Origin of the sequence: Amycolatopsis sp. A133 (assembly GCF_031082405.1) — a bacterium.
Lineage (GTDB): Bacteria > Actinomycetota > Actinomycetes > Mycobacteriales > Pseudonocardiaceae > Amycolatopsis.
The window spans coordinates 200,195-220,581 of record NZ_JAVHJU010000003.1 but is presented as its reverse complement, the minus strand read 5'-3'; the positions used below and the strand labels follow the sequence as shown (position 1 = coordinate 220,581).

Annotated in this window: 23 protein-coding genes; 10 read left to right on the top strand and 13 right to left on the bottom strand. The window is 71.2% G+C overall.

The features are described from left to right. Nucleotides 1–44: 44 nt before the first annotated feature. Nucleotides 45–1,010, bottom strand: a complete 966-nt coding sequence (locus Q5425_RS03825; RefSeq protein ID WP_308670664.1) for an SDR family NAD(P)-dependent oxidoreductase — start codon at nucleotides 1,008–1,010, stop codon at nucleotides 45–47. Nucleotides 1,011–1,115: 105 nt separating this feature from the next. Between Q5425_RS03825 and Q5425_RS03820 the strand changes: the two genes are divergently transcribed. Together Q5425_RS03820 and Q5425_RS03815 are read left to right on the top strand one after the other, a co-directional pair. After that, nucleotides 1,116–1,667: a DUF6069 family protein gene (locus Q5425_RS03820; protein WP_308670663.1), complete on the top strand. Its 552-nt coding sequence runs from the start codon at nucleotides 1,116–1,118 to the stop codon at nucleotides 1,665–1,667. Beyond that, nucleotides 1,664–2,089 carry a nitroreductase/quinone reductase family protein gene (locus Q5425_RS03815; protein ID WP_308670662.1) on the top strand — a complete coding sequence of 142 codons (426 nt, stop codon included), beginning with the start codon at nucleotides 1,664–1,666 and terminating at the stop codon, nucleotides 2,087–2,089. Before Q5425_RS03820 ends, Q5425_RS03815 begins: the two co-directional genes overlap by 4 nt. Nucleotides 2,090–2,113: 24 nt before the next feature. Here the strand turns inward: Q5425_RS03815 and Q5425_RS03810 are convergent, their stop codons facing one another. The 4 genes from Q5425_RS03810 to msrA form a co-directional block, all read right to left on the bottom strand. Next, nucleotides 2,114–2,917, bottom strand: coding sequence for an ABC transporter permease (locus Q5425_RS03810; protein WP_308670661.1), 804 nt, complete (start codon nucleotides 2,915–2,917; stop codon nucleotides 2,114–2,116). After that, nucleotides 2,914–3,891, bottom strand: a complete 978-nt coding sequence (locus Q5425_RS03805; RefSeq protein WP_308670779.1) for an ATP-binding cassette domain-containing protein — start codon at nucleotides 3,889–3,891, stop codon at nucleotides 2,914–2,916. Before Q5425_RS03805 ends, Q5425_RS03810 begins: the two co-directional genes overlap by 4 nt. A gap of 335 nt (nucleotides 3,892–4,226) precedes the next feature. Beyond that, nucleotides 4,227–6,503, bottom strand: coding sequence for a M4 family metallopeptidase (locus Q5425_RS03800; RefSeq protein ID WP_308670660.1), 2,277 nt, complete (start codon nucleotides 6,501–6,503; stop codon nucleotides 4,227–4,229). 321 nt (nucleotides 6,504–6,824) lie between these two features. Continuing rightward, nucleotides 6,825–7,340, bottom strand: coding sequence for a peptide-methionine (S)-S-oxide reductase MsrA (gene msrA, locus Q5425_RS03795; RefSeq protein ID WP_308670659.1), 516 nt, complete (start codon nucleotides 7,338–7,340; stop codon nucleotides 6,825–6,827). Between the two features lie 165 nt (nucleotides 7,341–7,505). Here msrA and Q5425_RS03790 point away from each other — a divergent pair, with 165 nt between their 5' ends. Continuing rightward, a complete protein-coding gene (locus Q5425_RS03790; protein ID WP_308670658.1) occupies nucleotides 7,506–7,883 on the top strand; it encodes an STAS domain-containing protein in 378 nt (125 codons plus the stop codon). Here the strand turns inward: Q5425_RS03790 and Q5425_RS03785 are convergent. Then, the gene (locus tag Q5425_RS03785) at nucleotides 7,789–8,748 is read right to left on the bottom strand and encodes a LysR family transcriptional regulator (protein ID WP_308670657.1); all 960 of its coding nucleotides are present in this window, start codon (nucleotides 8,746–8,748) and stop codon (nucleotides 7,789–7,791) included. The genes Q5425_RS03790 and Q5425_RS03785 overlap by 95 nt on opposite strands. A gap of 115 nt (nucleotides 8,749–8,863) precedes the next feature. On the opposite strand from Q5425_RS03785, the gene Q5425_RS03780 reads away from it, so the two are divergent. Then, nucleotides 8,864–9,313, top strand: coding sequence for a nuclear transport factor 2 family protein (locus Q5425_RS03780; protein ID WP_308670656.1), 450 nt, complete (start codon nucleotides 8,864–8,866; stop codon nucleotides 9,311–9,313). A 3-nt stretch (nucleotides 9,314–9,316) separates the two neighbouring features. On the opposite strand, the gene Q5425_RS03775 is transcribed toward Q5425_RS03780, so the two are convergent. After that, nucleotides 9,317–10,027, bottom strand: a complete 711-nt coding sequence (locus Q5425_RS03775; protein WP_308670655.1) for a 2OG-Fe dioxygenase family protein — start codon at nucleotides 10,025–10,027, stop codon at nucleotides 9,317–9,319. A gap of 38 nt (nucleotides 10,028–10,065) precedes the next feature. Beyond that, nucleotides 10,066–10,941: a helix-turn-helix transcriptional regulator gene (locus Q5425_RS03770; RefSeq protein WP_308670654.1), complete on the bottom strand. Its 876-nt coding sequence runs from the start codon at nucleotides 10,939–10,941 to the stop codon at nucleotides 10,066–10,068. A gap of 336 nt (nucleotides 10,942–11,277) precedes the next feature. Here Q5425_RS03770 and Q5425_RS03765 point away from each other — a divergent pair, with 336 nt between their 5' ends. Then, the gene (locus Q5425_RS03765; RefSeq protein WP_308670653.1) at nucleotides 11,278–11,712 is read left to right on the top strand and encodes a hypothetical protein; all 435 of its coding nucleotides are present in this window, start codon (nucleotides 11,278–11,280) and stop codon (nucleotides 11,710–11,712) included. Nucleotides 11,713–11,725: 13 nt separating this feature from the next. Here Q5425_RS03765 and Q5425_RS03760 read toward each other — a convergent pair whose 3' ends face one another. After that, nucleotides 11,726–12,031: a hypothetical protein gene (locus Q5425_RS03760; protein ID WP_308670652.1), complete on the bottom strand. Its 306-nt coding sequence runs from the start codon at nucleotides 12,029–12,031 to the stop codon at nucleotides 11,726–11,728. Nucleotides 12,032–12,153: 122 nt separating this feature from the next. On the opposite strand from Q5425_RS03760, the gene Q5425_RS03755 reads away from it, so the two are divergent. Beyond that, nucleotides 12,154–13,062: a hypothetical protein gene (locus tag Q5425_RS03755; RefSeq protein ID WP_308670651.1), complete on the top strand. Its 909-nt coding sequence runs from the start codon at nucleotides 12,154–12,156 to the stop codon at nucleotides 13,060–13,062. A 78-nt stretch (nucleotides 13,063–13,140) separates the two neighbouring features. Next, nucleotides 13,141–13,578 (top strand): L,D-transpeptidase, encoded by a 438-nt coding sequence (locus tag Q5425_RS03750; protein ID WP_396135123.1) that lies wholly within the window; start codon nucleotides 13,141–13,143, stop codon nucleotides 13,576–13,578. Here Q5425_RS03750 and Q5425_RS03745 read toward each other — a convergent pair. Continuing rightward, nucleotides 13,533–13,988 (bottom strand): hypothetical protein, encoded by a 456-nt coding sequence (locus tag Q5425_RS03745; RefSeq protein ID WP_308670649.1) that lies wholly within the window; start codon nucleotides 13,986–13,988, stop codon nucleotides 13,533–13,535. The genes Q5425_RS03750 and Q5425_RS03745 overlap by 46 nt on opposite strands. Next, nucleotides 13,985–14,422 carry a hypothetical protein gene (locus Q5425_RS03740; RefSeq protein WP_308670648.1) on the bottom strand — a complete coding sequence of 146 codons (438 nt, stop codon included), beginning with the start codon at nucleotides 14,420–14,422 and terminating at the stop codon, nucleotides 13,985–13,987. The genes Q5425_RS03745 and Q5425_RS03740 overlap by 4 nt, the downstream gene beginning before the upstream one ends. A 105-nt stretch (nucleotides 14,423–14,527) precedes the next feature. Between Q5425_RS03740 and Q5425_RS03735 the strand changes: the two genes are divergently transcribed. Continuing rightward, on the top strand, nucleotides 14,528–15,889 hold the full coding sequence (locus Q5425_RS03735; protein ID WP_308670647.1) for an NAD-dependent succinate-semialdehyde dehydrogenase: 1,362 nt from the start codon (nucleotides 14,528–14,530) through the stop codon (nucleotides 15,887–15,889). 19 nt (nucleotides 15,890–15,908) lie between these two features. Here Q5425_RS03735 and Q5425_RS03730 read toward each other — a convergent pair whose 3' ends face one another. Then, on the bottom strand, nucleotides 15,909–18,713 hold the full coding sequence (locus Q5425_RS03730; protein ID WP_308670646.1) for a BTAD domain-containing putative transcriptional regulator: 2,805 nt from the start codon (nucleotides 18,711–18,713) through the stop codon (nucleotides 15,909–15,911). Nucleotides 18,714–18,837: 124 nt separating this feature from the next. Here Q5425_RS03730 and Q5425_RS03725 point away from each other — a divergent pair, with 124 nt between their 5' ends. Continuing rightward, a complete protein-coding gene (locus Q5425_RS03725; protein WP_308670645.1) occupies nucleotides 18,838–18,981 on the top strand; it encodes a hypothetical protein in 144 nt (47 codons plus the stop codon). 161 nt (nucleotides 18,982–19,142) lie between these two features. Then, entirely contained in the window at nucleotides 19,143–19,514 is a 372-nt protein-coding gene (locus Q5425_RS03720) for a DUF742 domain-containing protein (protein WP_308670644.1), read from the top strand. On the opposite strand, the gene Q5425_RS03715 is transcribed toward Q5425_RS03720, so the two are convergent. Beyond that, complete coding sequence (locus Q5425_RS03715; RefSeq protein WP_308670643.1) at nucleotides 19,501–20,331, bottom strand: alpha/beta hydrolase; 831 nt, start codon at nucleotides 20,329–20,331, stop codon at nucleotides 19,501–19,503. The genes Q5425_RS03720 and Q5425_RS03715 overlap by 14 nt on opposite strands. Between the last annotated feature and the right edge of the window lie 56 nt (nucleotides 20,332–20,387).

The window sequence follows — 20,387 nt, the reverse complement described above, 5'->3', positions numbered from 1 at the left end:
GAAGTATCGTCCGGGAGCCCGCCGATGTGACAGTCAGGTCGCCATCACCGCTGCGCGAACGCATCCACGCCGGTCAGCTGCGCCGACAACGTCCACAAGCGTGTGGCCTCCTCGCGGTCGAGGGCGTACCGGCGGACGCCGCCGGCGGCGAGCCCCTCGGCGTCCTCCGGGGCGAGCTCGGCGACGTCGCAGTCCTCCAGGTACAGCCCGCCGAGCCCGGCCAGCTGCGGCGAAGTCGCGGCCCAGACCGTGGTCGCCGCGCCCTGTTCGGGGGTCTTGAACGCCATCAGGTAGTTCCCGGCCTCGTCGATCCAGCCGCGTTCGATCATTTCTTCCCGGGGCAGGTGCCGCTGCAGCGGCGTCATGATGCCGCCGGGGTGCAGCGCGAACGCGTGGACGCCCTTCTCGGCACCCAGTTCGTCGAGCCGGACGGCGAAGAGCACGTTCGCGGTCTTGGCCTGCCCGTAGGCCTGCCACTTTTCGTAACCGTTTTCGAAGTGGACGTCGTCCCAGCGGATGGGCGAGTAGTGGTGGCCGCGCGAGGACAGCGAAACGACGCGGGCGCCCTCGGCGATCGCCGGCCACAGCCGGTTGACCAGCGCAAAGTGGCCGAGGTGGTTGGTGGCGAACTGGGCCTCCCAGCCCGGGCCGACGCGGGTCTCGGGGCAGGCCATGATGCCGGCGTTCGCGATGAAGAGGTCGATCCGCCGTCCGGCCGCCAAGAAGCCCTCGGCGAACGCGCGGACGCTGTCGAGATCGCCCAGGTCCAGCTCGCCGACCTCGACGTTCTCCACCTCGGCCAGCGCTTCTTCGGCGGTGGCACGGCGGCGCGCCGGGACGACGACGTGGGCGCCGGCGCCGGTCAGCGCGCGGGTGGTTTCGAGGCCGATCCCGGAGTAACCGCCGGTGACGACGGCGAGCTTCCCGGTGAGGTCGACGCCTGCGACGGCTTCGGCAGCGGTGGTGGTGGCGCCGAAGCCCGAACCGATCTTGTGCTGTGCGGAGGTCATGGATCCGACGCTACGAGCTGGAGTGCACTCCAGCGCAAATCGCGGCCGGGGCCGAAACGGGGGACAATCGGCGGTGAGAGGCGCAGCCGACCCAGGAAGGCTCTGATGTCCGACTACTACGGGAACCAGCCCCAGGACGTCCGCCCGGGGATCGACGCGCGGCGCCTGTGGGCGGGCGGCGTGGCGACGGCGGTGGTCGCGGCCCTGCTCGCCGTCGTCGGGCTGCTGATCGCGCGCGGGATCTTCGAGGTCGAAGTACTGGCCCCAAAAGGGGAAGGCGTCTGGGGCAACGCGAGCACCACGACGTACGCGCTGGTCGCCGCCGCGGTGGCCCTGCTCGCCACCGGGCTGATGCACCTGCTGAGCGTGGCGACGCCGGCGCCGTCCCAGTTCTTCGGCTGGATCATGGTCCTGGTCACGCTGATCGCGGTGGTGCTGCCGCTGACCCTGGCGGTCGCGCCGAGCGCCAAGATCGCCACGGCGGTGATCAACCTGGTGATCGGCCTGGCGATCGCCGCGGTGGTGAACAGCATGGCGGCCAGCGCCCGGACGCTGCACCGGCGCCGCACCCAGCAGAGCGCGGCGCCGCAGCAGCCGCCGCCGACCCGGCAGCAGTGGACCCAGCAGGACCCGCCGACCCGCTACTACGACCGGTGACCGTCGTGGACATCCGGGAGACCAACCGCCGGGTGATCGAGCAGTTCCGGGCGGGTGGCGAGGTCGAGGGCATGCACCGGGAGCGCCTGGCGCTGCTCACGACGACGGGCCGCATCTCCGGCGAACCCCGCACGGTCCCGATGATGGTCCACCGCGACGGCAACCGGTGGCTGGTGGTGGCGTCCAACGTGGGCGCGCCCCGCCACCCGGACTGGTACCTGAACCTCGAAGCCGACTCGCGGGTCCGGGTCGAGGTGGACGGCCGCGAGTTCGACGCGGAGGCGCTGCCGCTGCTCGGCGCGGACTACGTGCGGACGTGGACGGAGCTGGAGCAGCAGTACCCGTTCCTGGCCGATCACCAAGCGAAGGCCCGGCAGGCGAAACGGGCGATCCCGATCGTGGAGCTGTCCGAAGAGGACTGAGCCGGTCCCCTTCGGACTGCCCTGCTACTTGCTCGCCACCCGCCGGTACCGCGCCGTCGCCAGCGGGGCGAAGATCACGATGATCGCCACGCAGCACAGGATCGCGTACAGCGCCGCGTTCTCCGCGGGCCAGCCCGTCGGCGGGGCGCCGAACCGGTTGCCGAACAGGTCCCGCGTGGCGTTGATCACCGCCGAGAACGGGTTCCAGTCCGCGATCGCCTTCAGGAACGGGGGCAGGGTGTCCGTCGGGACGAACGCCGAGCTGATGAAGCTCAGCGGGAACATCCAGACCAGGCCCGCGCTCTGGGCGACCTCGACGCTGCGCGCCGCCAGGCCGATCAGGGCGCCCACCCACGTCAGGGCCCACGCGAACATCAGCATCACCAGGTAACCCAGCAGCGCGTCCCAGAAGCTGCCGCGGATCCGCCAGCCGACGAGCAGCCCGCAGGCCGACATCACCACCAGCGCCACCACGCTGACCACCAGGTCCGACGTCGTGCGGCCGAGGACCACCGCGATGCGGGACATCGGGAGCGAGCGGAACCGGTCGATGATGCCCTTCTGCAGGTCGTTGGCGAAGCCGATGACCGTGAACGCCGAGTTGAAAGCCACCGTCTGGGCGAAGATCCCGGCGATGAGGAACTCGCGGTACGCCGCGCCGCCCGCTTCGCCGCCGATCGCGTTGCCGAAGACGTAGGCGAACAGCAGCACGAACATGATCGGCTGCAGGGTCGCCGACATCAGCCAATCGGGGTTGCGGCGGACGGTCATCAGGTTGCGCCACGTGACGATGCCGCCGTCGGAAATGCTCTTCGTGAGCGCGTTCACTTCGCCGCCTCCTCGGTGGCTGCGGCGCCGTGGCCGGTCAGGGACAGGAACACGTCGTCCAGCGTCGGCCGGTGCAGCCCGACGTCCTGGACCACGATGCCGTGCGAGTCGAGCCGCCGCAGGGCCTCGATGAGCGCCTTCGGGCCGGTGTCCACGAAGATCTCCGCCCGCCGCGTGTGGTCGTCGCTGGACGGTTCGCCGGTGCCGACCGCGCGCAGCACGTCCAGGGTGACCGGCAGGTCCGCGACCGACGCGACGACCAGCTCCAGCCGCTCGCCGCCGATCTGGGCCTTCAGCTCGTCCGCCGTGCCGCGGGCGATCACCCGGCCGTGGTCGATCACCACGATCGAGTCGGCGAGCTGGTCGGCTTCTTCGAGGTACTGGGTGGTCAGCAGCACGGTCGTGCCGTCGGCCACGAGCTCCTTGATGACCGCCCAGGTGTCGAGCCGCCCGCCGGGGTCGAGGCCGGTGGTGGGCTCGTCCAGCACGACGACGCTCGGCTCGCCGACCAGCGCGCCGGCCAGGTCCAGCCGGCGGCGCATGCCCCCGGAATAACCCTTCGCCGGCCGGTCGGCGGCCTCCTCGAGCCGGAACCGCGCGAGCAGCTCACGGGCCCGCGAGCGGGCCGAAGCCTTCCGCCTGCCGTAGAGCCGCCCGACCATGTACAGGTTTTCGTACCCGGTGAGGTTCTCGTCGACGGCGGCGTACTGGCCGGACAACCCGATCCGCTGCCGCACCTCGTCGGGCTCGGCCAGGACGTCGTACCCGGCCACGTGCGCCGACCCCGAATCCGGGCGCAGCAGCGTGGTCAGGATGCGGACGGTGGTGGTTTTCCCGGCCCCGTTCGGGCCGAGCAGGCCGAGCACCCGCCCGGCCGGGATATCGAGGTCGACGCCGTCGAGCGCGCGGGTCGAACCATAGGTCTTCACGAGCCCGCGTACCCGGACGGCGACGTCCGGTTCCGGCTGTGGCATGTCGGGCATGTCGGCTCCCCTTCCGGTGACCCCCGACAAGCTAGGGCACGCTGTCCGCTTTGTCCTCCGGGTTTCTCCCGGAGACGATTCAGTTCGCCGAAAGCGTGACGGCGAACTCCGGCGGCGTCCGCAGGGACTGGAACACGACGCAGTAGCGCTCGGTCAGCTTCTTGAGGGTCGCCAGCTGCTCCTCGTCGAGGTCGCCCTATGCCGGGGCCGTCCAGTTCGGCGTCGGCGTGCATTCGGTGTCCATGCGCCGATTCTGCTCCGGAAAACGCAGAAGCGGGGAGACCGGTTTCCCGGCCTCCCCGCTCCAGCTATTCAGTGATCCGGCGTCAGCTCAGCGTGACGGCCACGTCGTCGATGACGAACGAGGTCTGCAGCGAGCTGTCCTCGGTGCCGGTGAACTTGAGCGCGAGGGTGCCGCCGGCCGCCGACGAGACGTCGATGGTCTTGAGCGCGTACCCGGACGCCTTGTTCAGGTTGGAGTAGCTGCCCAGCGTCGCGCTGCCGTTGGTGACGGTCAGCTTGTCGTAGGCGGTGGAGGTGGTCGTCTCCGCGCTGTCGATGTGCAGGTAGAACGTCAGGCTGGCGTGGCAGCCCGCCGGGATGCTCACCGACTGCGCGATCGACTCGGTGTGCGTGGTGCCGTACCCGTCCAGCCACGACGAATACGTGCCGCCGTGCGCGGCCTGGCCGTCCGCGGCCCACTGGCCGATGGAGCCGGTCGTCCCGGTCCAGCTGGTGCTGCCCGACTCGAAGCCGCCGTTGGCGACCTTCTGGCCGGAGCAGCCGCCGGTGGTGCCGACCGTCCAGCTGAACGACGCCGTGCCGGTCTTGCCGGCCGCGTCCTTCGCCGTCACCGTGACGTTCGAGGTGCCCGCGGTGGTCGCGGTGCCCGAGATCGTGCCGGTGGAGGCGTTGATCGACAGGCCGGCCGGCAGGCCGGTGGCCGACCAGGTGTACGGCGCGGTGCCGCCGCTGGCCGACAGCGGCAGGTTCACCGAAGCGCCGGTCGTGGTGGACTGGTTGCCCGGGTTGGACACGGTGACCGTGCCGGTCGCCGAGCACGTCGGGTCGGCCGACTGCGCCGGCACGCTGATCGCGTCCCACGCCGCCTTGACGGTGTTGAACTCGGTGCAGCTGCCCGGGAACAGGTTCTTCGCGGCGGTCAGCGTCCAGGTGCGGTACTTCAGGTACGAGCTGCTGGAGGTCTTGAGCAGCATCGCGTTGTAGAAGATCTTCACCGCGTTCTGGACACCGAGGCCGGTGATCGACGAGCTGTTGCACGTCGTGCTGGTCGGCTGCCCGTTGGCCGGGTTCGTGCCCTCGGCCAGCAGGTAGAACCAGTGGTTGCCGGGGCCGGCGGCCGCGTGCACCTCACCGTTGGGGACGCTGCTGTCGTAGCAGTTCTTGTCGCCCAGCGCCGACGGGTTGTACATGTTGCGGATCGGGCCGGAGCCGACCAGGTTGATCGTCTCGCCGACGAGGAAGTCCGGGACGTCGCCGCCCGACGGCTCGTTGGCGAACCACTCGGTCGAGGCGCCGAAGACGTCCGCGACGAACTCCTGCGTGCCCGCGCCGGAGATCCCGCCCGGGGTGTGGTCGTCGATGCCGTGGCCGAGCTCGTGCGCGACGACGTCCAGCGAGCTGATCCACTGGCCGTTGGTGTTCTTGCCGATCTGGACCTGGCTGCCGTCGTAGTAGGCGTTCTGGTCGTTCAGGCCGACGCGGATCGGCCAGCCGCCGCCGCTGCCGTCGAAGCCGTTGCGGCCCAGCCACTGCGTGAGCATCTTCTTCTCGGTCTGCGCGGCGAACAGGGCGTCGACGCAGCCGGTTTCGCGGCTGGTGGCGTTGCCGTTGCCCCACAGGTCGTCCGGGCCGCTGAAGGTGGTGTTGCTGGCCGCGTCCTGGCAGGAGACGTTAGTGAGGCTCGGGTCCTTCAGCGAGTACGTGCTGCCGGACTGCGTGGTGTCGAGGTGCACCGGGTTCGGGCGGTTCCACGCGCTGGTGCCGTCACCGTTCATGACGTGTTCCTGCGTGCGGAGCACCTTGCCGGTGGCGGCGTCGACGATGACGTCGAGCAGGCTCGGGCCCTCGGCGTCGCGGCCGGCGACGGTGCTCTTCCACGCCAGCGCCGGCGTGCCGAGCGCGTAGACGACCTGCTGCGCCGGGCTCACGCTGTCCACGGCGGACAGCTGCTGCCGCGCGGTCGCCTCGGCCGCGGCCTTCGAGACCTTCGCGGTGGTGGTGGCGAGGTCGATCGTCCGGTCCTGCGCGACGGAGGTGCCGAGCACCTGGCCGGTGGAGTCGGTCGCCACCACGAAGTCGCCGCCCACCACGGGCAGGCCCTTGTAGGCGCGCTCGTAGGGGATGTACTTGAGGCCGTTGGTCGAGGAAATCGCCTTCTGGGCGAGGAAAACGTCGTCCGCGCTCGCGTGCAGCGCAGCGGGCCTGCTCGCCACGAGACCGGCCGCCGCCGACACGGCCAGGGTCTGGGCGTCGGGCACGGCGTTCGGGGTGGCGGGCTGGGCCTGGGCGGTGGTGGTCGTGCACACCGCGGCGATCAGCGCGCCGCTCGCGGCCAAGACGAATGGACGTCTCAGGTGCATCGGGTGATCTCCTCCGGGCAGGGCGAACCGGCCCGGTGACGAACCGGGCCGAGAACGGGGACGACGGGGAAATTGGTGCGGCTTAGCGGAAATCAGGATCCGGTGTGCAAGCCTCGTGAACAAGCGACGAACGTACGGACTTATCCGCAAGTCGCAATACATCCCAAATAGGACATTTGACACTATTGGGATCCGGGCCGTCGACTGTCCATTGAGGAATCGGGCGGGATCACCGCCGTTCGGCCGATCTTCGCTGCCTCCGAGACGACGAAGGCCCCCTCGCCGGGGAACGGCGAAGGGGCCTTCGGTGGTGCTGGTGGGTCAGGCGGTCTTCTCGCGCTTCGGCAGCTTCCAGCCCGGGCGCACGAAGTGGCACGTGTACCCGTTCGGGATGCGCTGCAGGTAGTCCTGGTGCTCCGGCTCGGCCTCCCAGAAGTCACCCACCGGGGCGACCTCGGTGACGACCTTGCCCGGCCACAGCCCGGACGCGTCGACGTCGGCGATCGTGTCCTCGGCGACCCGCTTCTGCTCGTCGTTCTCGAAGAAGATCGCCGAGCGGTAGCTCACGCCGATGTCGTTGCCCTGGCGGTTCTTCGTCGTCGGGTCGTGCACCTGGAAGAAGAACTCGAGCAGATCGCGGAACGTGGTCTGCGCGGGGTCGTAGACCACCTCGATGGCCTCGGCGTGCGTGCCGTGGTTGCGGTAGGTGGCGTTCGGGACGTCGCCGCCGCTGTAACCGACCCGGGTCGAGATCACCCCGGGCTGACGGCGGAACAGCTCCTGCATGCCCCAGAAGCAGCCGCCGGCCAGGACGGCCCTTTCGGTTGACGTGGTCACGGCGTCACTCCTTCTCCTCGTGCGGTGCTACCGCCTGTACAACTTCCCCGGACCCCCGATGATTCCACGCGGGTGTTACGGAAGCCTGACGTCGTTTCGCCGTCGCTTCGCGCGGCTGGGCGTGGGACGATGGGCCCGGGACGGGGACGGCTCCCTGGAGGCGCGATGCGCGACGACATCGCCTCGCAACGGACCAGTGGTGTGCTGGTCGTCGAAGTGCGAGGCGAGTTGGACATCGACACGGTGCTGCGGTGGACGACGGTGCTCGAAGCCGCCATCTGCGAATTGCCGGCGCCGCGCCTGCTGGTGCTCGACCTCACCATGCTGGAGTTCCTGTCGGTCCGCGGCGTCCGCGGCCTGCTGGGCGTGTTCGACCTGTGCCGGGTACGCGGGATCGCGGGCTGTCTGATCGTGCCGCCCGGCAGTGCCGTCGACCGGGTGGTCCGGTTCACCGGGCTCGGTGGCCGGGTACCGGTGTTCCCGCACCGCCTGCTCGCGATCGCGACGCATCAGCCGACCGAGATGCGCTGGCTGCCGGACTGACGCCCGGTTCCCGCACGAGGTCGGCCGCGGCCTCGGCGAAGGCGTGGACCCGCGCGGAGGCCGTGCCGGCCGCCCACACGAGCGCCCACTCGAGGAGGGGAGCGTCGGCGAGCGGCACGTAGGCCACGTCGGGCCGCGGGTAGTAGCGCCGGATGTGGGCGCCGACCGGCAGCACGCCTGCACCGGCGCCGGCGAGGGTGAGCAGCTCCTGCAGGCCGGCCTCCGGCCGCTCTTCGGCGTCCGGGGCGTGTTCGTCGAGCCACGGATCCGGCAGCGAGCAGCGCAGCACGGTGACCCGGGCCAGGTCCGCGACCGGGATCGAGTCCCGCCGGGCGAACGGGTGCCCCGCCGCGACGGCGAGGAAGCGCACCTCCCGCACCAGCACCGAGCCGGTGACGAGGTCCGGGCCGGCCGGCGGGAGGCCGGCCAGCACGGCGTCCACCTCGCCCGAGCGCAGCCAGGGCAGCACCTCGGCCGGCCGCACCTCCCGGAACTCGACCCGGCAGCCGGGCGCCCGCTGCCGGAACCGCTCGGCCACCCCGGCCAGCAGCTGCCCGCCCGCCGCGTCGCCGAACGCGACGCGCAGCGTCCCGGTGACCCCGCGGCCGGCTTCGACGGCCTTGGCCAGCGCCGCCTCGACCGCCGACCAGGCCGGCCCCAGGTCGTCGCGCAGCTGCCGCCCCACCGGTGTCAGCTCGACGCGGCGGCTGGTCCGGGTGAACAGGGGCACGCCGATCCGGCGTTCCAGCTTGCGGATCGTCTGGCTGACCTGGGCGGTCGACACGTGCAGCCGCTCGGCCGTGCGGCCGAAGTGCAGCTCCTCGGCCAGCGTCAGGAAGGACTCGACCTCCCGCCGCTCCGGCATGCCTGCGCCTCCATCGTCAACTCGTGCTTAACGATCGTGGCACAGAAGCGCGTTGATCGGCTTCGCGGCTCTCAGCAGGCTGAAGCACCCAAGCCCTCGCTGAAAGGAAGCTTCGATGCCGGACTTGCACGACCGCGTGGAGATCGTCGACGCGCTGTACCGCTTCGGCCTCGGCCAAGACCTCAAGGACCGCGAACTGTTCGCGTCGTCCTTCGCCGCCGACGCCGAGCTGGACTTCCGGCCCGCGGCCGCGCGGTGGGGCGCGCGGCCGGCGCTGATGACCGGGCGCGAGGCGATCGTGGACACGATCCTGGCGCTGTTCTCCGGCCGCGTCGAAACCACGCACCAGGTGACCAACCCGCGCGTCGCCGTCGACGGCGACACCGCCCACCTGACCGCCCTGGTCGAGGCCCAGCACCTGCTGAGCGCCGACCACGGCACGCACGCGCTGCTGAAGAACCGCTACGCCGTCGACCTGGTCCGCGACGGCGACCGCTGGGTGATGCGCCGGGTCGTCATCAAAAACGCTTGGTACACCGGCGATCCGCTCGCCATCTTCGGCTGAAGGTCAGGCGAGCCCGTAGGTCTGCGGGTAGTCCACTGTGCACACGAGCGCGTCGCGGCGGGCGCGGCCGCCCGGCGGTGCGACGAGCGGGCTGGCGGTGTGCAGGAACCGGGCGTCCTCGAACACGATGAGCTGCCCCGGCTCCAGCCGCTGCGTGTGGACCGCGGTGTCCGGGGCCTCGGGCCGGTACAACGTCGTCTCCGCGCCGGTGCCGGCACGGTCCACGACGTAGACGAAGACGAACTCCTCGCCGTCGGCGTGCGGCCGCGTCACGACGTTGGTGAACGTGCGGAAGATGTTGACCCCGAACGTCCCCCGCGGACGGCGGCGGTGCTCCGGGAGGAGGCCGAGCGCGGCGCTGATCCAGGCCGCGAACAGCGGGTCGTGGGCCACCGGCGTGCGCGCGTACTCGCGGCGCTCGGGGCGGCCCCCGCGGTCCTCGATGGCGATCTCGGGGTGTTCGGCCAGCACCGGGGTCTCGCCGTGCCACGCGTATTCGACGACGTCCCGGGCGCGCTCGCGGTCGGCGGGGACGTCGCCGGGGTAGCAGCGGAGGACGTCCGGGGTGAAGTACGTGCGCAGGAGGTGCTCGCGCAGCTTGGTGCCGGGCAGACCCAGTTCGTCGTCGGACACCACGAGGTACCCGTCGGTGTCGAGCCGTTTGCGCGCCAGCCGGAGGTCTTCGCCTGCGGGAACGGGAAAGTCGAAAGCCATGCGTTCGTCCCAACGTGAAGGGAAAAGGGGGTGCGCGATCAGCCGAACTGCTCGGCTTGGATCTCGCGGATCAGTGCGCGGCTTTCGTCGGGTTCGAGGGAGGCGGCGACCAGTGCGTCGTGGTAGCCGCGGTAGTACTCGACCGTCTTGGCGGTCTCGATGTGCCGGAAGCCCGCGTGGGTTTCGATGTGCACGATGTCGCGGTCCAGGTCGTTCTCGAACTCGAAGTAGGCGTACATGCAGCTCATCGAGAACAGCGGGGGCTGGGAAAACGGGAACACGCGCAGTTCGATGTTCGGCGCGGTCGACTGTTCGACCAGGTGGTCCAGCTGGTCGTGCATGATCTCGCGGGAGCCGACGAACTGCCGCAAGGCGGACTCGTGGGTCACCGCGATGAGTTTCAGCGGGTCCATGTCCTCGCGTCCGGCGAGGGCGTGCTTGCGGCGTTCCCGCAGGTCCACGAGCTGCTCGACCTCTTCGGCCGACCACCACGGCTCGTGCGTCGAATACTGCGCGCGGGCGTAGCCGGGGGTCTGCAGGAGCACCGGCAGCAGCGGGATCGTGTAGATCCGCGCCACCGTCGCTTCGGACTCGTACGCGAGGTGGGCGTCGAGGCCGGGGGTCGCCGTGGTCTGCGAGTAGTCGGTCCACCAGCCCTGCCGCCCGGACGCCCGCACCCAGCGCATCAGCCGCTCGGCCTGCTGGGTGTTCTCGATGCCGTAGAAGCGGATCAGGTCCCGGACGTCCCTGGCCTGCGGGCTGCCCTGCGCGTTTTCGAGGCGGGACAGCTTCGACGTCGAGATCAGCAGCGCTTCGGCCACTTCTTCGAGGGTGCGACCGGACTCGTCACGCAGGCTCTTCAGCGTGTCCGCGATCCGGCGACGCGGCACGATCGGACCTTGCGTGGTGGCCATGGGGGACCTTCGTTCTGGCGGTGGGCCGTCCGCGGTGGGAACCCCGTTTGGGTTTCCCATCGCGCCGCGAACATACCCCCTCCGCCTGGAAGGGCGGGTGAAGGTACCCCTTCGTGTCGTCAGTTGGTCCATTTCCGCTGGTCGCAGGGGTGTTACGCCGAACAGGTACTCCCTGCTGGGATTTCTCTGTGGGAATTGCAAAGCGGGCGCTCCCGGAGTGACACTTGCAGAGCAAGGCCGGAGCCAGGCCCGGAACCCGCCGACAGTGAGGACGCACCAGAAGGACGACAGGAACGGATCCGGCCCGGCGGATGGCACCGAGGGGAAGGAATCGCCATGTTCGTCGTGCTGAGACCGGGTGTGCTCGTCCGGGTGCTGGCCGCCACCGCCTTCGCGGCCGTTCTGCTCTTCCTGCTGCTCGGTGGCCTCGCCTCGGGCCCGGCCGGTGCACCCGGCGCGCCCGCGGCCGATCCGGCGGCCGGCGGCAGTGACCTGCTCGCGCGCACCGCGCCGACGCCGTACCTCGTGGACGGGACGGGGAAGAGCGGCCTCAACCTCCGGTCCTGCGCGGCCCCGACGTGCCGCCGGGTCGGCTGGGTCGCCGAGGGCGGCACCTTCCAGGCCGAGTGCTGGACGCACGGCACGCCCGCCTCGGGCGACGACCGGTGGCTGCGCGGCACCGCAGGCGGGCGCACCGGCTACGCGGCCGGGCACTTCCTGCGCGGCAGCGGCGCGCCGGAGTGCGGGACGAGCGCCGCGCGTCAGACGTGAAAGCGCCGGGAGGTCACTCGCCGCGCATCGAACGGCGGATCTCGGCCAGCCGGTCCTTCGCCGCCTGGTCGCGGTCGGCGATCTTCTTGTCGAGGGCCTCGGCCGTGTTCTCCGTGCCGAGGCCGGCGACGTCGGCCGCGCCGAGCGACGTCGTGTAACGGTTCTCGATCTTGTCGCGGACGAAGTCGAAGCTGGGCACGCCGCCCTCGCTGTAGTCCGGATCCGGCAGCGGGGGCGCCGGGATCGCCAGTGCCGCCGTCGGGGTGTCGTCGACGATCTCGCCCTCGACCACGTTCGGGTCGCCGTCGGGTTTGCTCATCTCCCGACCTTAGCGCCGCTGTGGGCAGTCCGGCCGCCGACAGTGGGTAATTCGGCCGTGGACCGGGCCGGCGCGGTGGGGAATTCTCGAGGCGCAGAGCCGCTGTCCGGAGGGAGCAGAGCATGAGTGCCGGGGCCTACCGCGCCGAAACGGCGGAGATGGGGACGGTCGTCAGGGCGGTCGAAGACGTCGGCTCGTCCTTCCTGTCGGCGACCCGCGACCTGGAAGGCCTGGTGCTGGACGCGTTGTCGTTCGCCGGGATCGGCAGCGGGGTCGCGGCCGCGAACTCGGCGCTGCACTCGTCGCTGGGCAGTGCGCTGCAGAAGCTGCTCAGCCTCCTGGTGAAGGTGAACCAGAACGTCCAGACCGCCGCGGACGGGTACCGCGCCGCCGACTCCGACGTCGCGCAGGCCTACGGCGGCGGGCAAAGCGGCGGTGGCGCTGCTGCCGCCGCCGCGGCGCCGCCGCAGCTCGACCCCCGCGTCGTCGACTCGATCATGCGGTCCGAAGGCGCGACGGGGGAGCAGGGCGGCGTGCCCGAGGCCTACGGCTTCCGGCAGAACATGCACAACGGCTACGACCGGATCATCGCCGCGCGCGAGCAGTACGGGATCGGCAGCGCCGAGGAGCGCGCGGTCGTCGCCGACCTGATGACCGCGAACGCGCGCACGGCGGGCGCGCTCAACTTCACCGACCCCGGCACCCAGGCCGCGATCATGTCCGGCGCGCACATGCGCGGCGCCGGTGGCGTCCGGGCGATCCTCAACCACATGGCGGGCGAGGACATCGTGCGCAGCTCGCGCACGCTGGGCGAGGCGACCATCCAGCACGTCCAGGGGCTGACGCCGGAGCAGTTCCAGCAGGAGTTCCGCGACGCCCGCGTCGAATACGACCGCCAGGTCTACGGCGGGACGACGACCACCCAGGGCGGGCACACGCAGAACTGGTGGGACCGCTACGGCACCGGCCTGACCCGCCGCTACGACCGCGAGCAGGCCGAATTCCTCGGCCTTTCACAGCCGCCGGACTGATTTTTCCGTCCTCCCGATTCGAAGATCCTCCGCGTGGGCACTCTCTTTGAGTAGCCGAACGACAACGGGAGGCACACGATGAACCGGAGGATGATCGCACTTCTGGGCGGGGTCGCCGTGATGGCGGGGACCGTGGCGTTCGCGGGAACGGCCGAAGCGGCGTCAACGCCGTGCAGTGCCGAAGCGAAGGCCTGCGTCCAGCGCGGTTCGAATACCGCGTGGCTGACCGACGGCGCCGGGAACGTCACCTACGGCGGCGTCCCGATCACCGTGGGGCTGCCGAAGTACCCGACCCCGGTGGGGAAGTTCCACGTGCAGTACAAGGACATCGACCACTACAGCAAGCAGTACAACGGGCCGATGCCGTACTCGGTGTTCTTCACCACCACCGGAGTGGCGTTCCACGAGGGCAGCCTGAAGGCCAAGTCCCACGGGTGTGTGCACCTTGCGCACGCCGCCGCGGTGAAGTTCTACAACTCGCTGAGCCCGGGTGACGTCGTCGAGGTCGTGCCCTGATCCGTCCGCTTTGGACAGTACGGTGGACGGTCCAGGAGCGCGCCGGTGACGGCGCCGAACACCAGGTGATCCAGGATCTGCGGCCCGCGCGGCAACGCCTGCACGGCGGGGTACGCGCGGGCCGCGATCCCGAGGTCCAGTGCGGCGATGGTCAGCCCGGCGATCGCGCCGCCGCCGGCGCCCAGCCGGTGGTGGCGCGCGATCGCGGCGAGCACGCCGGTCCAGGCGGCGGAGACGACGACGTGCGCGATCAGCCCGGCCACGAGGCCGGGCCGCTTCCGTCGTGCCGGCAGGAGGGTGCCCGCCGCGCGGGTGGCCGCCAAGACGTCACCGCCGGTGAGGAGCGCGTGCGTGGTCGACGGTATACCGCTGACCACCGCGGCGACGGCTCCGGCGTGGGCCGGTTTCACGGGGCGAAGTACGCCGCCACCCGGATCCGCAGGCCGCGGACGTGGGGGAGCGCGATGGTGAACGCCCGGGCCGGGCGGTAGCCGGGCCACGGGTCGCCGTGGGTGCACGGGCCGGCGAAGTACACGAAGCCGTCTTCGTCGTCGTAGCGGCCTGATGACCAGATCGCCGCGTCACCCGCGTGACGGTCCGGGCAGGCGGCCCGCGCGATCCAGTAAGCGTCCTTCTTCATGACACGACGCAGCTGCTCGGCGAACCCCGCCCAGTCGGCCTCCGGCAGGCCGAGACCGCGTCCGCTCCAGACCCGCGGAGTGCGTTCCGGCGGGCGGGCGGGACAGCCGAAGGTGACCGCGTGGCCGGCGTACTGCCGGGTCCAACGGGCGTTTTTCGGGGCCGGTGCGGAGAAATCGGGTCCGCCGGTGAGTTCCAGCGTCATGGGGGAACGATAGTCGATCAAACCGGAGGGGGTACCGCCGCGAGGGTGTCGATCACTGCTGACATAGTGTATACAGTATCCAGTAGTCCAGCCCAGGAGGCCGCCTTGTATACAGTCACCAACCCGGCGACGGGCGAGCTGATCGACGAGATCCCGAACGCGTCCGACTCCGAGGTCCGCGCGGCGATCGACCGCGTGCACCGCGGGTACGGGGTGTGGCGGGCCCGTCCGGTCGCCGAACGCGCCGCGATCGTGTTGCGGGCGGCGGAGCTGTTCGCCGAGCGTGCCGACGAGCTCGCCGCGATCATGACCCTGGAGATGGGGAAGCGGATCAACGAGGGCCGCGGAGAAGTCGGCGTCGTCGCGGACATCTTCCGGTACTACAGCGAGCGCGGGCCGGCCCTGCTGGCGGACGAGCCCCTGGCCATCCGCGGCGGCGAGGCGGTGCTGACGAAGGAGCCGATCGGGGCGCTGCTGGGGGTGATGCCGTGGAACTTCCCGTGCTACCAGGTCGCGCGGTTCGTCGCGCCGAACCTGGTGCTAGGCAACACGATCCTGCTCAAGCACGCGTCGATCTGCCCGCGCTCGGCGGTGGCGATCGAGTCCGTGCTGCGGGACGCCGGGGTGCCCGCGGACGCCTACGTGAACGTGTTCGCCTCCAGCCGTCAGGTGCCCGGGATCCTCGCGGACCCGCGCATCCAGGGCGTGTCGCTCACCGGAAGTGAGCAGGCCGGAATTTCGGTGGCGGCCGAAGCCGGCCGAAACCTCAAGAAGTGCGTCCTGGAACTGGGCGGCTCGGACCCCTTGATCGTGCTGGACACCGACGACCTGGACGAAACGGTCAAGACGATCGCCACGGCCCGCATGCGCAACTGCGGCCAGTCGTGCAACGCACCCAAGCGCATCATCGTCCTGGGCGAGCTGTACGAGGAGTTCACCGACCGGTTCGCCAAGCGCGTGACGGAGTACTTCATCCCAGGCGACCCGGCAGACCCGGCAACAACATTGCCCCCCTTGGCCTCATCATCGGCAGCGGACGAGGTGGCGGCCCAGATCGAGGCGGCGATCCGCGAAGGAGCAACCCTGCGAGCGGGCGGCCACCGGATCCCAGGCCCGGGCGCGTACCTGGAGGCAACGGTCCTGACGGAGGTGACCCCGAAGATGGCGGCGTACCACGAGGAGATCTTCGGCCCGGTGGCGCTGGTGTTCCGCGCGGAGACGGAGGAGCAGGCGGTGACTCTGGCGAACGACACCCCGTTCGGATTGGGGGCGAGCGTGTTCTCAGCGGATCGACGGCGGGCGGCTCGGGTGGCCCGGGGGATCGAGGCGGGGATGGTTTACGTCAACAAGTCGGGGGGTTCGGAGGCGGATCTGCCGTTCGGGGGGATCAAGCGGTCGGGGATCGGGCGGGAACTGGGTCCGTTGGGGATTGAGGAGTTCATGAACAAGAAACCGATACGCCTCTGACCCAAGCCGCGGTCGTCGCCTAAGAGTCCGGCCTCCCCGCGGGATCATGGCGCCCGAGCAAGACCCTCACCTCTTCCGCCTCCGGTGCCCGAAGCTCGGCATACGCCACCAACGCCGCCTCAAGGTGGGCCGTTGCCTCCGTGAGATCTCCCGCGGCCCGGTGCATCACCCCGAGTCCGTGGTGCGCAAGGGCGCGCTCGCGGAGGTGACCAGTCCGGCGAGCTAACGCCAGCGCTTTCTCGTACAGCTCGATCGCCTCCGTCCCTTTCTTCGTCGCGGCCAGGTCGTTCAGCGTCGAAACCTCCAGGTTCGTGTTCCGACCCACCCGGGCCAACTCGAGGGCGCGGCGGAAGTGGTCGTCCGCTTCCTCCGGCCGGCCCAAGCCCGCGTACGCGCTGCCCAGCGCCGACAACACCGGGCCGCCCAGGCCCGCCGAGCCGATCTCCTGGGCGATGCGGCCACTGTGCTGCAAGTACTCGACCGCCGTCTCGTGGTCGGCGCACCAGCGGTAGTGCTCGCCTATGTTGCACAGGGCTATTCCCTCCAGCAGGGCGTGGCCCGTCCGGCGCGCTGCCGCGAGGGCCAGCCCGTACTGCTCGCGGGCCGCCGTTCGGTGGCCGCGGATGTCGTCGATCGTGGCGATGCTGTTGCGGACCATGCTTTCGAGCAGGTCGTTCCGCTGGTCCGACGCCAGCGCGAGCGCCTCGCCGAGACGCTCGGCGGCTTCGTCGAAGCTGCCGAGGAGGATCAGGGCCTTTCCGACGGCGTGGGCGGCGAATCCCCGTTCCGGCGTGCCGGGGCGCGTCAGCGCGAGCGCCGTCGTGTGGAGGGTGAGCGCCTCGTGGTGGTGCGCCGCGACGTACAGGTACCGCCAGAGCGTCGCCGACAACCTGATCACGTGCCCGGCCAGTGCCTCCGGTGCGCTCGTGGCCGATGCGAGCATGGTGGCCCGTTCGGCGTCCAGCCAGGCCCGCGCGGCCCGGGCGTCCGCGAAGCCGGGGCACGGTCCGTCCGGGCGTGGCCGCACGTAGGGCTCGTGAGGCGAAAACAGGTCCATGGCCGCCGAAGCCCGGCACAAGTAGTGGTCGAACAGCCGGGTCGACGCCGCGAGCCGGGTGGCGGGGTCGTCGGTGCGGGCCGCGAGTTCGGCGGCGTGGAGCTTGACGAGGTCGTGCATCCGGAACCGGCCCGGCAGGTGCTCCTCCAGGAGGTGGGCGGCGCACAGCACGCGCAGCGGCCGGGCGTCGCCGAGCAGGGCGGTCGCCGCCGCGCGGTCCACGTCGTCGGCGGGCACCAGCCCGAGGAGGCGGAACGCGGCTGCCGATCCCGGGTCGAGAGACCGGTACGAGGCGTCGAACACCGCACGCAGGCTCGCGGTCAGCTCCCCGGTGTCCAGTGCGTCCAGCCGGCTTTCGCGCAGTTCGGCGGCCAGCGCGGACAGCCGGCGGCCGGGCCCGCTGCAGACCCGGGCGGCGACGATCGCGAGGGCCAGGGACATGCCGCCGCACTGGCGGACGACCTCCCGGGCCGCCTCGGGTTCTTCGGCCAGCCGGGCCGCGCCCAGCTTGTGGGCGAGCAGTTCCCGCGCCTGACCTTCGTCGAGGGTGCGCAGGGGCAGCGCGCTCGCCCCGTGCGTGGTGCGCAGGCCGCCGAGCTCGTGGCGGCTCGTGACCAGGACCGAGCAGGAGGATCCGCCGGGCAGCAACGGCGTCACGTGCCCCGTGTCGCGCGCGTTGTCGAGCACCACCAGCAGCCGGCGCCGCGCCGTGAGGCTCCGGTACAGCGCCACCTGCCCGTCCGGCTCCGGCGAGATCGACGCCGCGGCGACGCCCAGCGCGCCGAGGAACCCGCGGAGCGCGCGCTCGGCGGGCACCGGTTCGTGGATCGGGTCGAAGCCGCGGAGGTCGGCGTACAGCTGGCCGTCGGGGAACCGGCTCGCGTGGTCGGTCGCCCACCGCACGGCCAGCCACGTCTTCCCGAGACCGCCGGGGCCGGAAATCACCGCCACCGCGCCCTCGGCGGCGAGCATCCGGTCGAGAGCCGCCAGTTCGCCGGTGCGTCCGGAGAAGGACGGTGGCGCGGCCGGGAGCTGCCGGGGTTCGGGACCGGCGCCGGTCAAGATCCGCTCGTGCAGGCCGCGCAGCCGCGGTCCGGGGTCGGTGCCGAGTTCGTCCGCCAGGTGCAGCCGGACCTTTTCGTACTCGCGCAACGCATCGGCCGGGCGCCCGTCGAGGAACAGCGCCTCGATCCGCTGCGCCGCCGCCCGTTCGCCGGTCACGCCCGCCGGGGCGGGCCGGGCGAGCACGGCGGCGTGGGCGCCGGTGCGCAGCCGGAGGTCGTCGCGGTCCAACACGGCCGTTTCGCGCTTGCGCTCCAGTTCACTGCGGACGCTGTCGACCCACGGGGAGTCCAGCTCGCTGAGCGGTGTCCCGCGCCAGAGCGCCAAGGCCTCGTCGTACAGCGCGAGGGCCGCGTGGTCGTCCGCCGTCGTCCTCGCCCGCCGGAGCAGGCTCTCGAACCGGTGGACGTCCATCGCCAGCGGATCGGCGAGCAGCACGTAGCCGTCACGGTCGCGTTCGATCGCCACCCCGTCCAGCCCGCCGAGCACCGCACGCAGACGGGACACGTACGCGTACAGCGAGTTCCTCGGCTGCCGGGGCGGCCGGTCGCCCCACACGCGGTCGACGAGCCGGTCGGCCGGGACCGCCCGGCCGACTTCGAGGAGCAGCACGGCCAGCACGTCACGCTGACGCGCGGGCCCGACGTCGAACCGGGTGCCGCCGGCCACGACTTCGACGGCACCCAGCACCCGCAGCTCCACCACGACCGAATCCCTCCCTGCCCTCAGGCCTAGCGGATCGGCTCCTCCCGGACAAGGTCTGGTCAAGGTTTTCCCAACGGTCCCGGCGCACGGTGGCGGCACCGGACGACCAGGGCAGGAGCGCAAGATGATTTCCGACGCCTACCTCAGGGCACGCATCGCCGAGGTCCAGCAGGAGTACGCCGCCGCCCGGTGGTGGCGGCGGCGGGTGACGCGCCTGCTGGGTCGCGCCCGGAAGGCGCGGAAGCCTGCGAACTTGTCAGAAGTCTGATAATCCCGCTGGATGACCTTCCTCCCCCTGGGGGGTGTCGTTCAACGGCGTCGCCCCGACCTGCAGTTTACCGTCCGTTAGCCTGTTCGGTCGATTGCGGTGGAGTCGATCACGGTGTCGAATAATCGCCGACAAGGATTAATCGCCGTAAGGAGCTGGCTGTGCACTGGGGGACCGCGCTCGACGACGGAGGGGCGGCGGGGCTCGTCCGTCCGTACTTCCGCACCCACGGCCGGACGCGACCGACGCGTGACCTTCCCGTCGAAACGCTCGTTTCGACCACCGCGCGGGGGCGCGCGATGACCCGGGGGAGCTCGGCGGAAGAGTCGGAGATCTGCGTGCTGTGCCGCACTTCGCAGTCGGTCGCCGAGGTCGCCGCGCGACGGCGGATCCCGCTGGGGGTGGCGCGGGTCCTGCTCTCCGACCTCGCCGATCGCGGACTCGTCGCCGTGCACACCGCGAAGCGGAGTTCGGGGAACCGCCCGAGCATGGACCTGATGAAGCGGATCCTGCACGGCCTCAGCCGGCTGTGAACTCCCGGACCAGCCGGGCGAACTCCGCCGGCTGGTCGAGGGGCAGCAGCGTGTAGCTGTCGGCCACCTCGACCAGCTTGCCCTTCGGCAGCAAGCCGGCCAGCCGCCGGCCGTGCGCGGGTGGCATCACGCGGTCCTCGCCGGCCCAGACGACCAGCGCCGGCCGGTCGAAGCCCGGCAGCCGCCCGGCCGCCTCCAGCAGGATTCCCGGTGCGGCGGCGGCCGCCCGCAGGACGCGGACCGTGTCGCGGCGGATCCCGGCCTGGGTCAGCACCGGCCGGATCCAGCGGGCCGTGGCCGCGTCTCCGCGCTTCGTCAGCCAGCCGAACGCAATGGGGAGACGGCGCACCGCGCGCAGCCGCATCTGCTGCATGAACGCCCCGAACAGGCGCGGCGGGAGTTTCCCCGTCAGGAACAGCGTCTTGCCGGTGAGGCCGGGCGGGAAGTTGTCGAACGCGTCGCACGACGCCAGCACCACGCGGCTCACCCGCGGCGCGCCGTCCGCCATGAGCAGCTGCACCAGCGCGCCGCCCGTATCGACGCCGCACAGGGTGACGTCCCGCAGGTCCAGGCGCTCCAGGAGCTCCGTGAGCAGCCGGGCGACGCCGGGCAGGGACAGGTCGGCGTCGTCCCGCATCGGATGCCGGTGCGCGCCCAGCGGCAGGGTCGGGACCACGCAGCGGAGCCGGTCCAGGCCGGCCACCGGGCCGTCCCAGAGCGAGCCGTCCATCAGCAAGCCGTGGACGAAGACGACGACCGAGCCCGTTCCGCCCGTATCGGTGTACTCGATGGTGCCCGCGGACAGCTCGACCTGCATGTGCGACCTCCCAGAGGGTCCCCCTGGGCAGAAGTGAACCACGTGGTTCGCAAACT

What these genes read in the sequence shown, in the direction of transcription:
- Q5425_RS03725 (WP_308670645.1), top strand. Translation starts at nt 18,838, where the DNA reads ATGATTTCCGACGCCTACCTCAGGGCACGCATCGCCGAGGTCCAGCAG.
- Q5425_RS03715 (WP_308670643.1), bottom strand. Translation starts at nt 20,331, where the DNA reads ATGCAGGTCGAGCTGTCCGCGGGCACCATCGAGTACACCGATACGGGC.
- Q5425_RS03765 (WP_308670653.1), top strand. Translation starts at nt 11,278, where the DNA reads ATGTTCGTCGTGCTGAGACCGGGTGTGCTCGTCCGGGTGCTGGCCGCC.
- Q5425_RS03755 (WP_308670651.1), top strand. Translation starts at nt 12,154, where the DNA reads ATGAGTGCCGGGGCCTACCGCGCCGAAACGGCGGAGATGGGGACGGTC.
- Q5425_RS03805 (WP_308670779.1), bottom strand. Translation starts at nt 3,891, where the DNA reads ATGCCACAGCCGGAACCGGACGTCGCCGTCCGGGTACGCGGGCTCGTG.
- Q5425_RS03785 (WP_308670657.1), bottom strand. Translation starts at nt 8,748, where the DNA reads ATGCCGGAGCGGCGGGAGGTCGAGTCCTTCCTGACGCTGGCCGAGGAG.
- Q5425_RS03740 (WP_308670648.1), bottom strand. Translation starts at nt 14,422, where the DNA reads ATGACGCTGGAACTCACCGGCGGACCCGATTTCTCCGCACCGGCCCCG.
- Q5425_RS03780 (WP_308670656.1), top strand. Translation starts at nt 8,864, where the DNA reads ATGCCGGACTTGCACGACCGCGTGGAGATCGTCGACGCGCTGTACCGC.
- Q5425_RS03820 (WP_308670663.1), top strand. Translation starts at nt 1,116, where the DNA reads ATGTCCGACTACTACGGGAACCAGCCCCAGGACGTCCGCCCGGGGATC.
- Q5425_RS03790 (WP_308670658.1), top strand. Translation starts at nt 7,506, where the DNA reads ATGCGCGACGACATCGCCTCGCAACGGACCAGTGGTGTGCTGGTCGTC.
- Q5425_RS03825 (WP_308670664.1), bottom strand. Translation starts at nt 1,010, where the DNA reads ATGACCTCCGCACAGCACAAGATCGGTTCGGGCTTCGGCGCCACCACC.
- Q5425_RS03770 (WP_308670654.1), bottom strand. Translation starts at nt 10,941, where the DNA reads ATGGCCACCACGCAAGGTCCGATCGTGCCGCGTCGCCGGATCGCGGAC.
- Q5425_RS03775 (WP_308670655.1), bottom strand. Translation starts at nt 10,027, where the DNA reads ATGGCTTTCGACTTTCCCGTTCCCGCAGGCGAAGACCTCCGGCTGGCG.
- Q5425_RS03760 (WP_308670652.1), bottom strand. Translation starts at nt 12,031, where the DNA reads ATGAGCAAACCCGACGGCGACCCGAACGTGGTCGAGGGCGAGATCGTC.
- Q5425_RS03750 (WP_396135123.1), top strand. Translation starts at nt 13,141, where the DNA reads ATGAACCGGAGGATGATCGCACTTCTGGGCGGGGTCGCCGTGATGGCG.
- Q5425_RS03800 (WP_308670660.1), bottom strand. Translation starts at nt 6,503, where the DNA reads ATGCACCTGAGACGTCCATTCGTCTTGGCCGCGAGCGGCGCGCTGATC.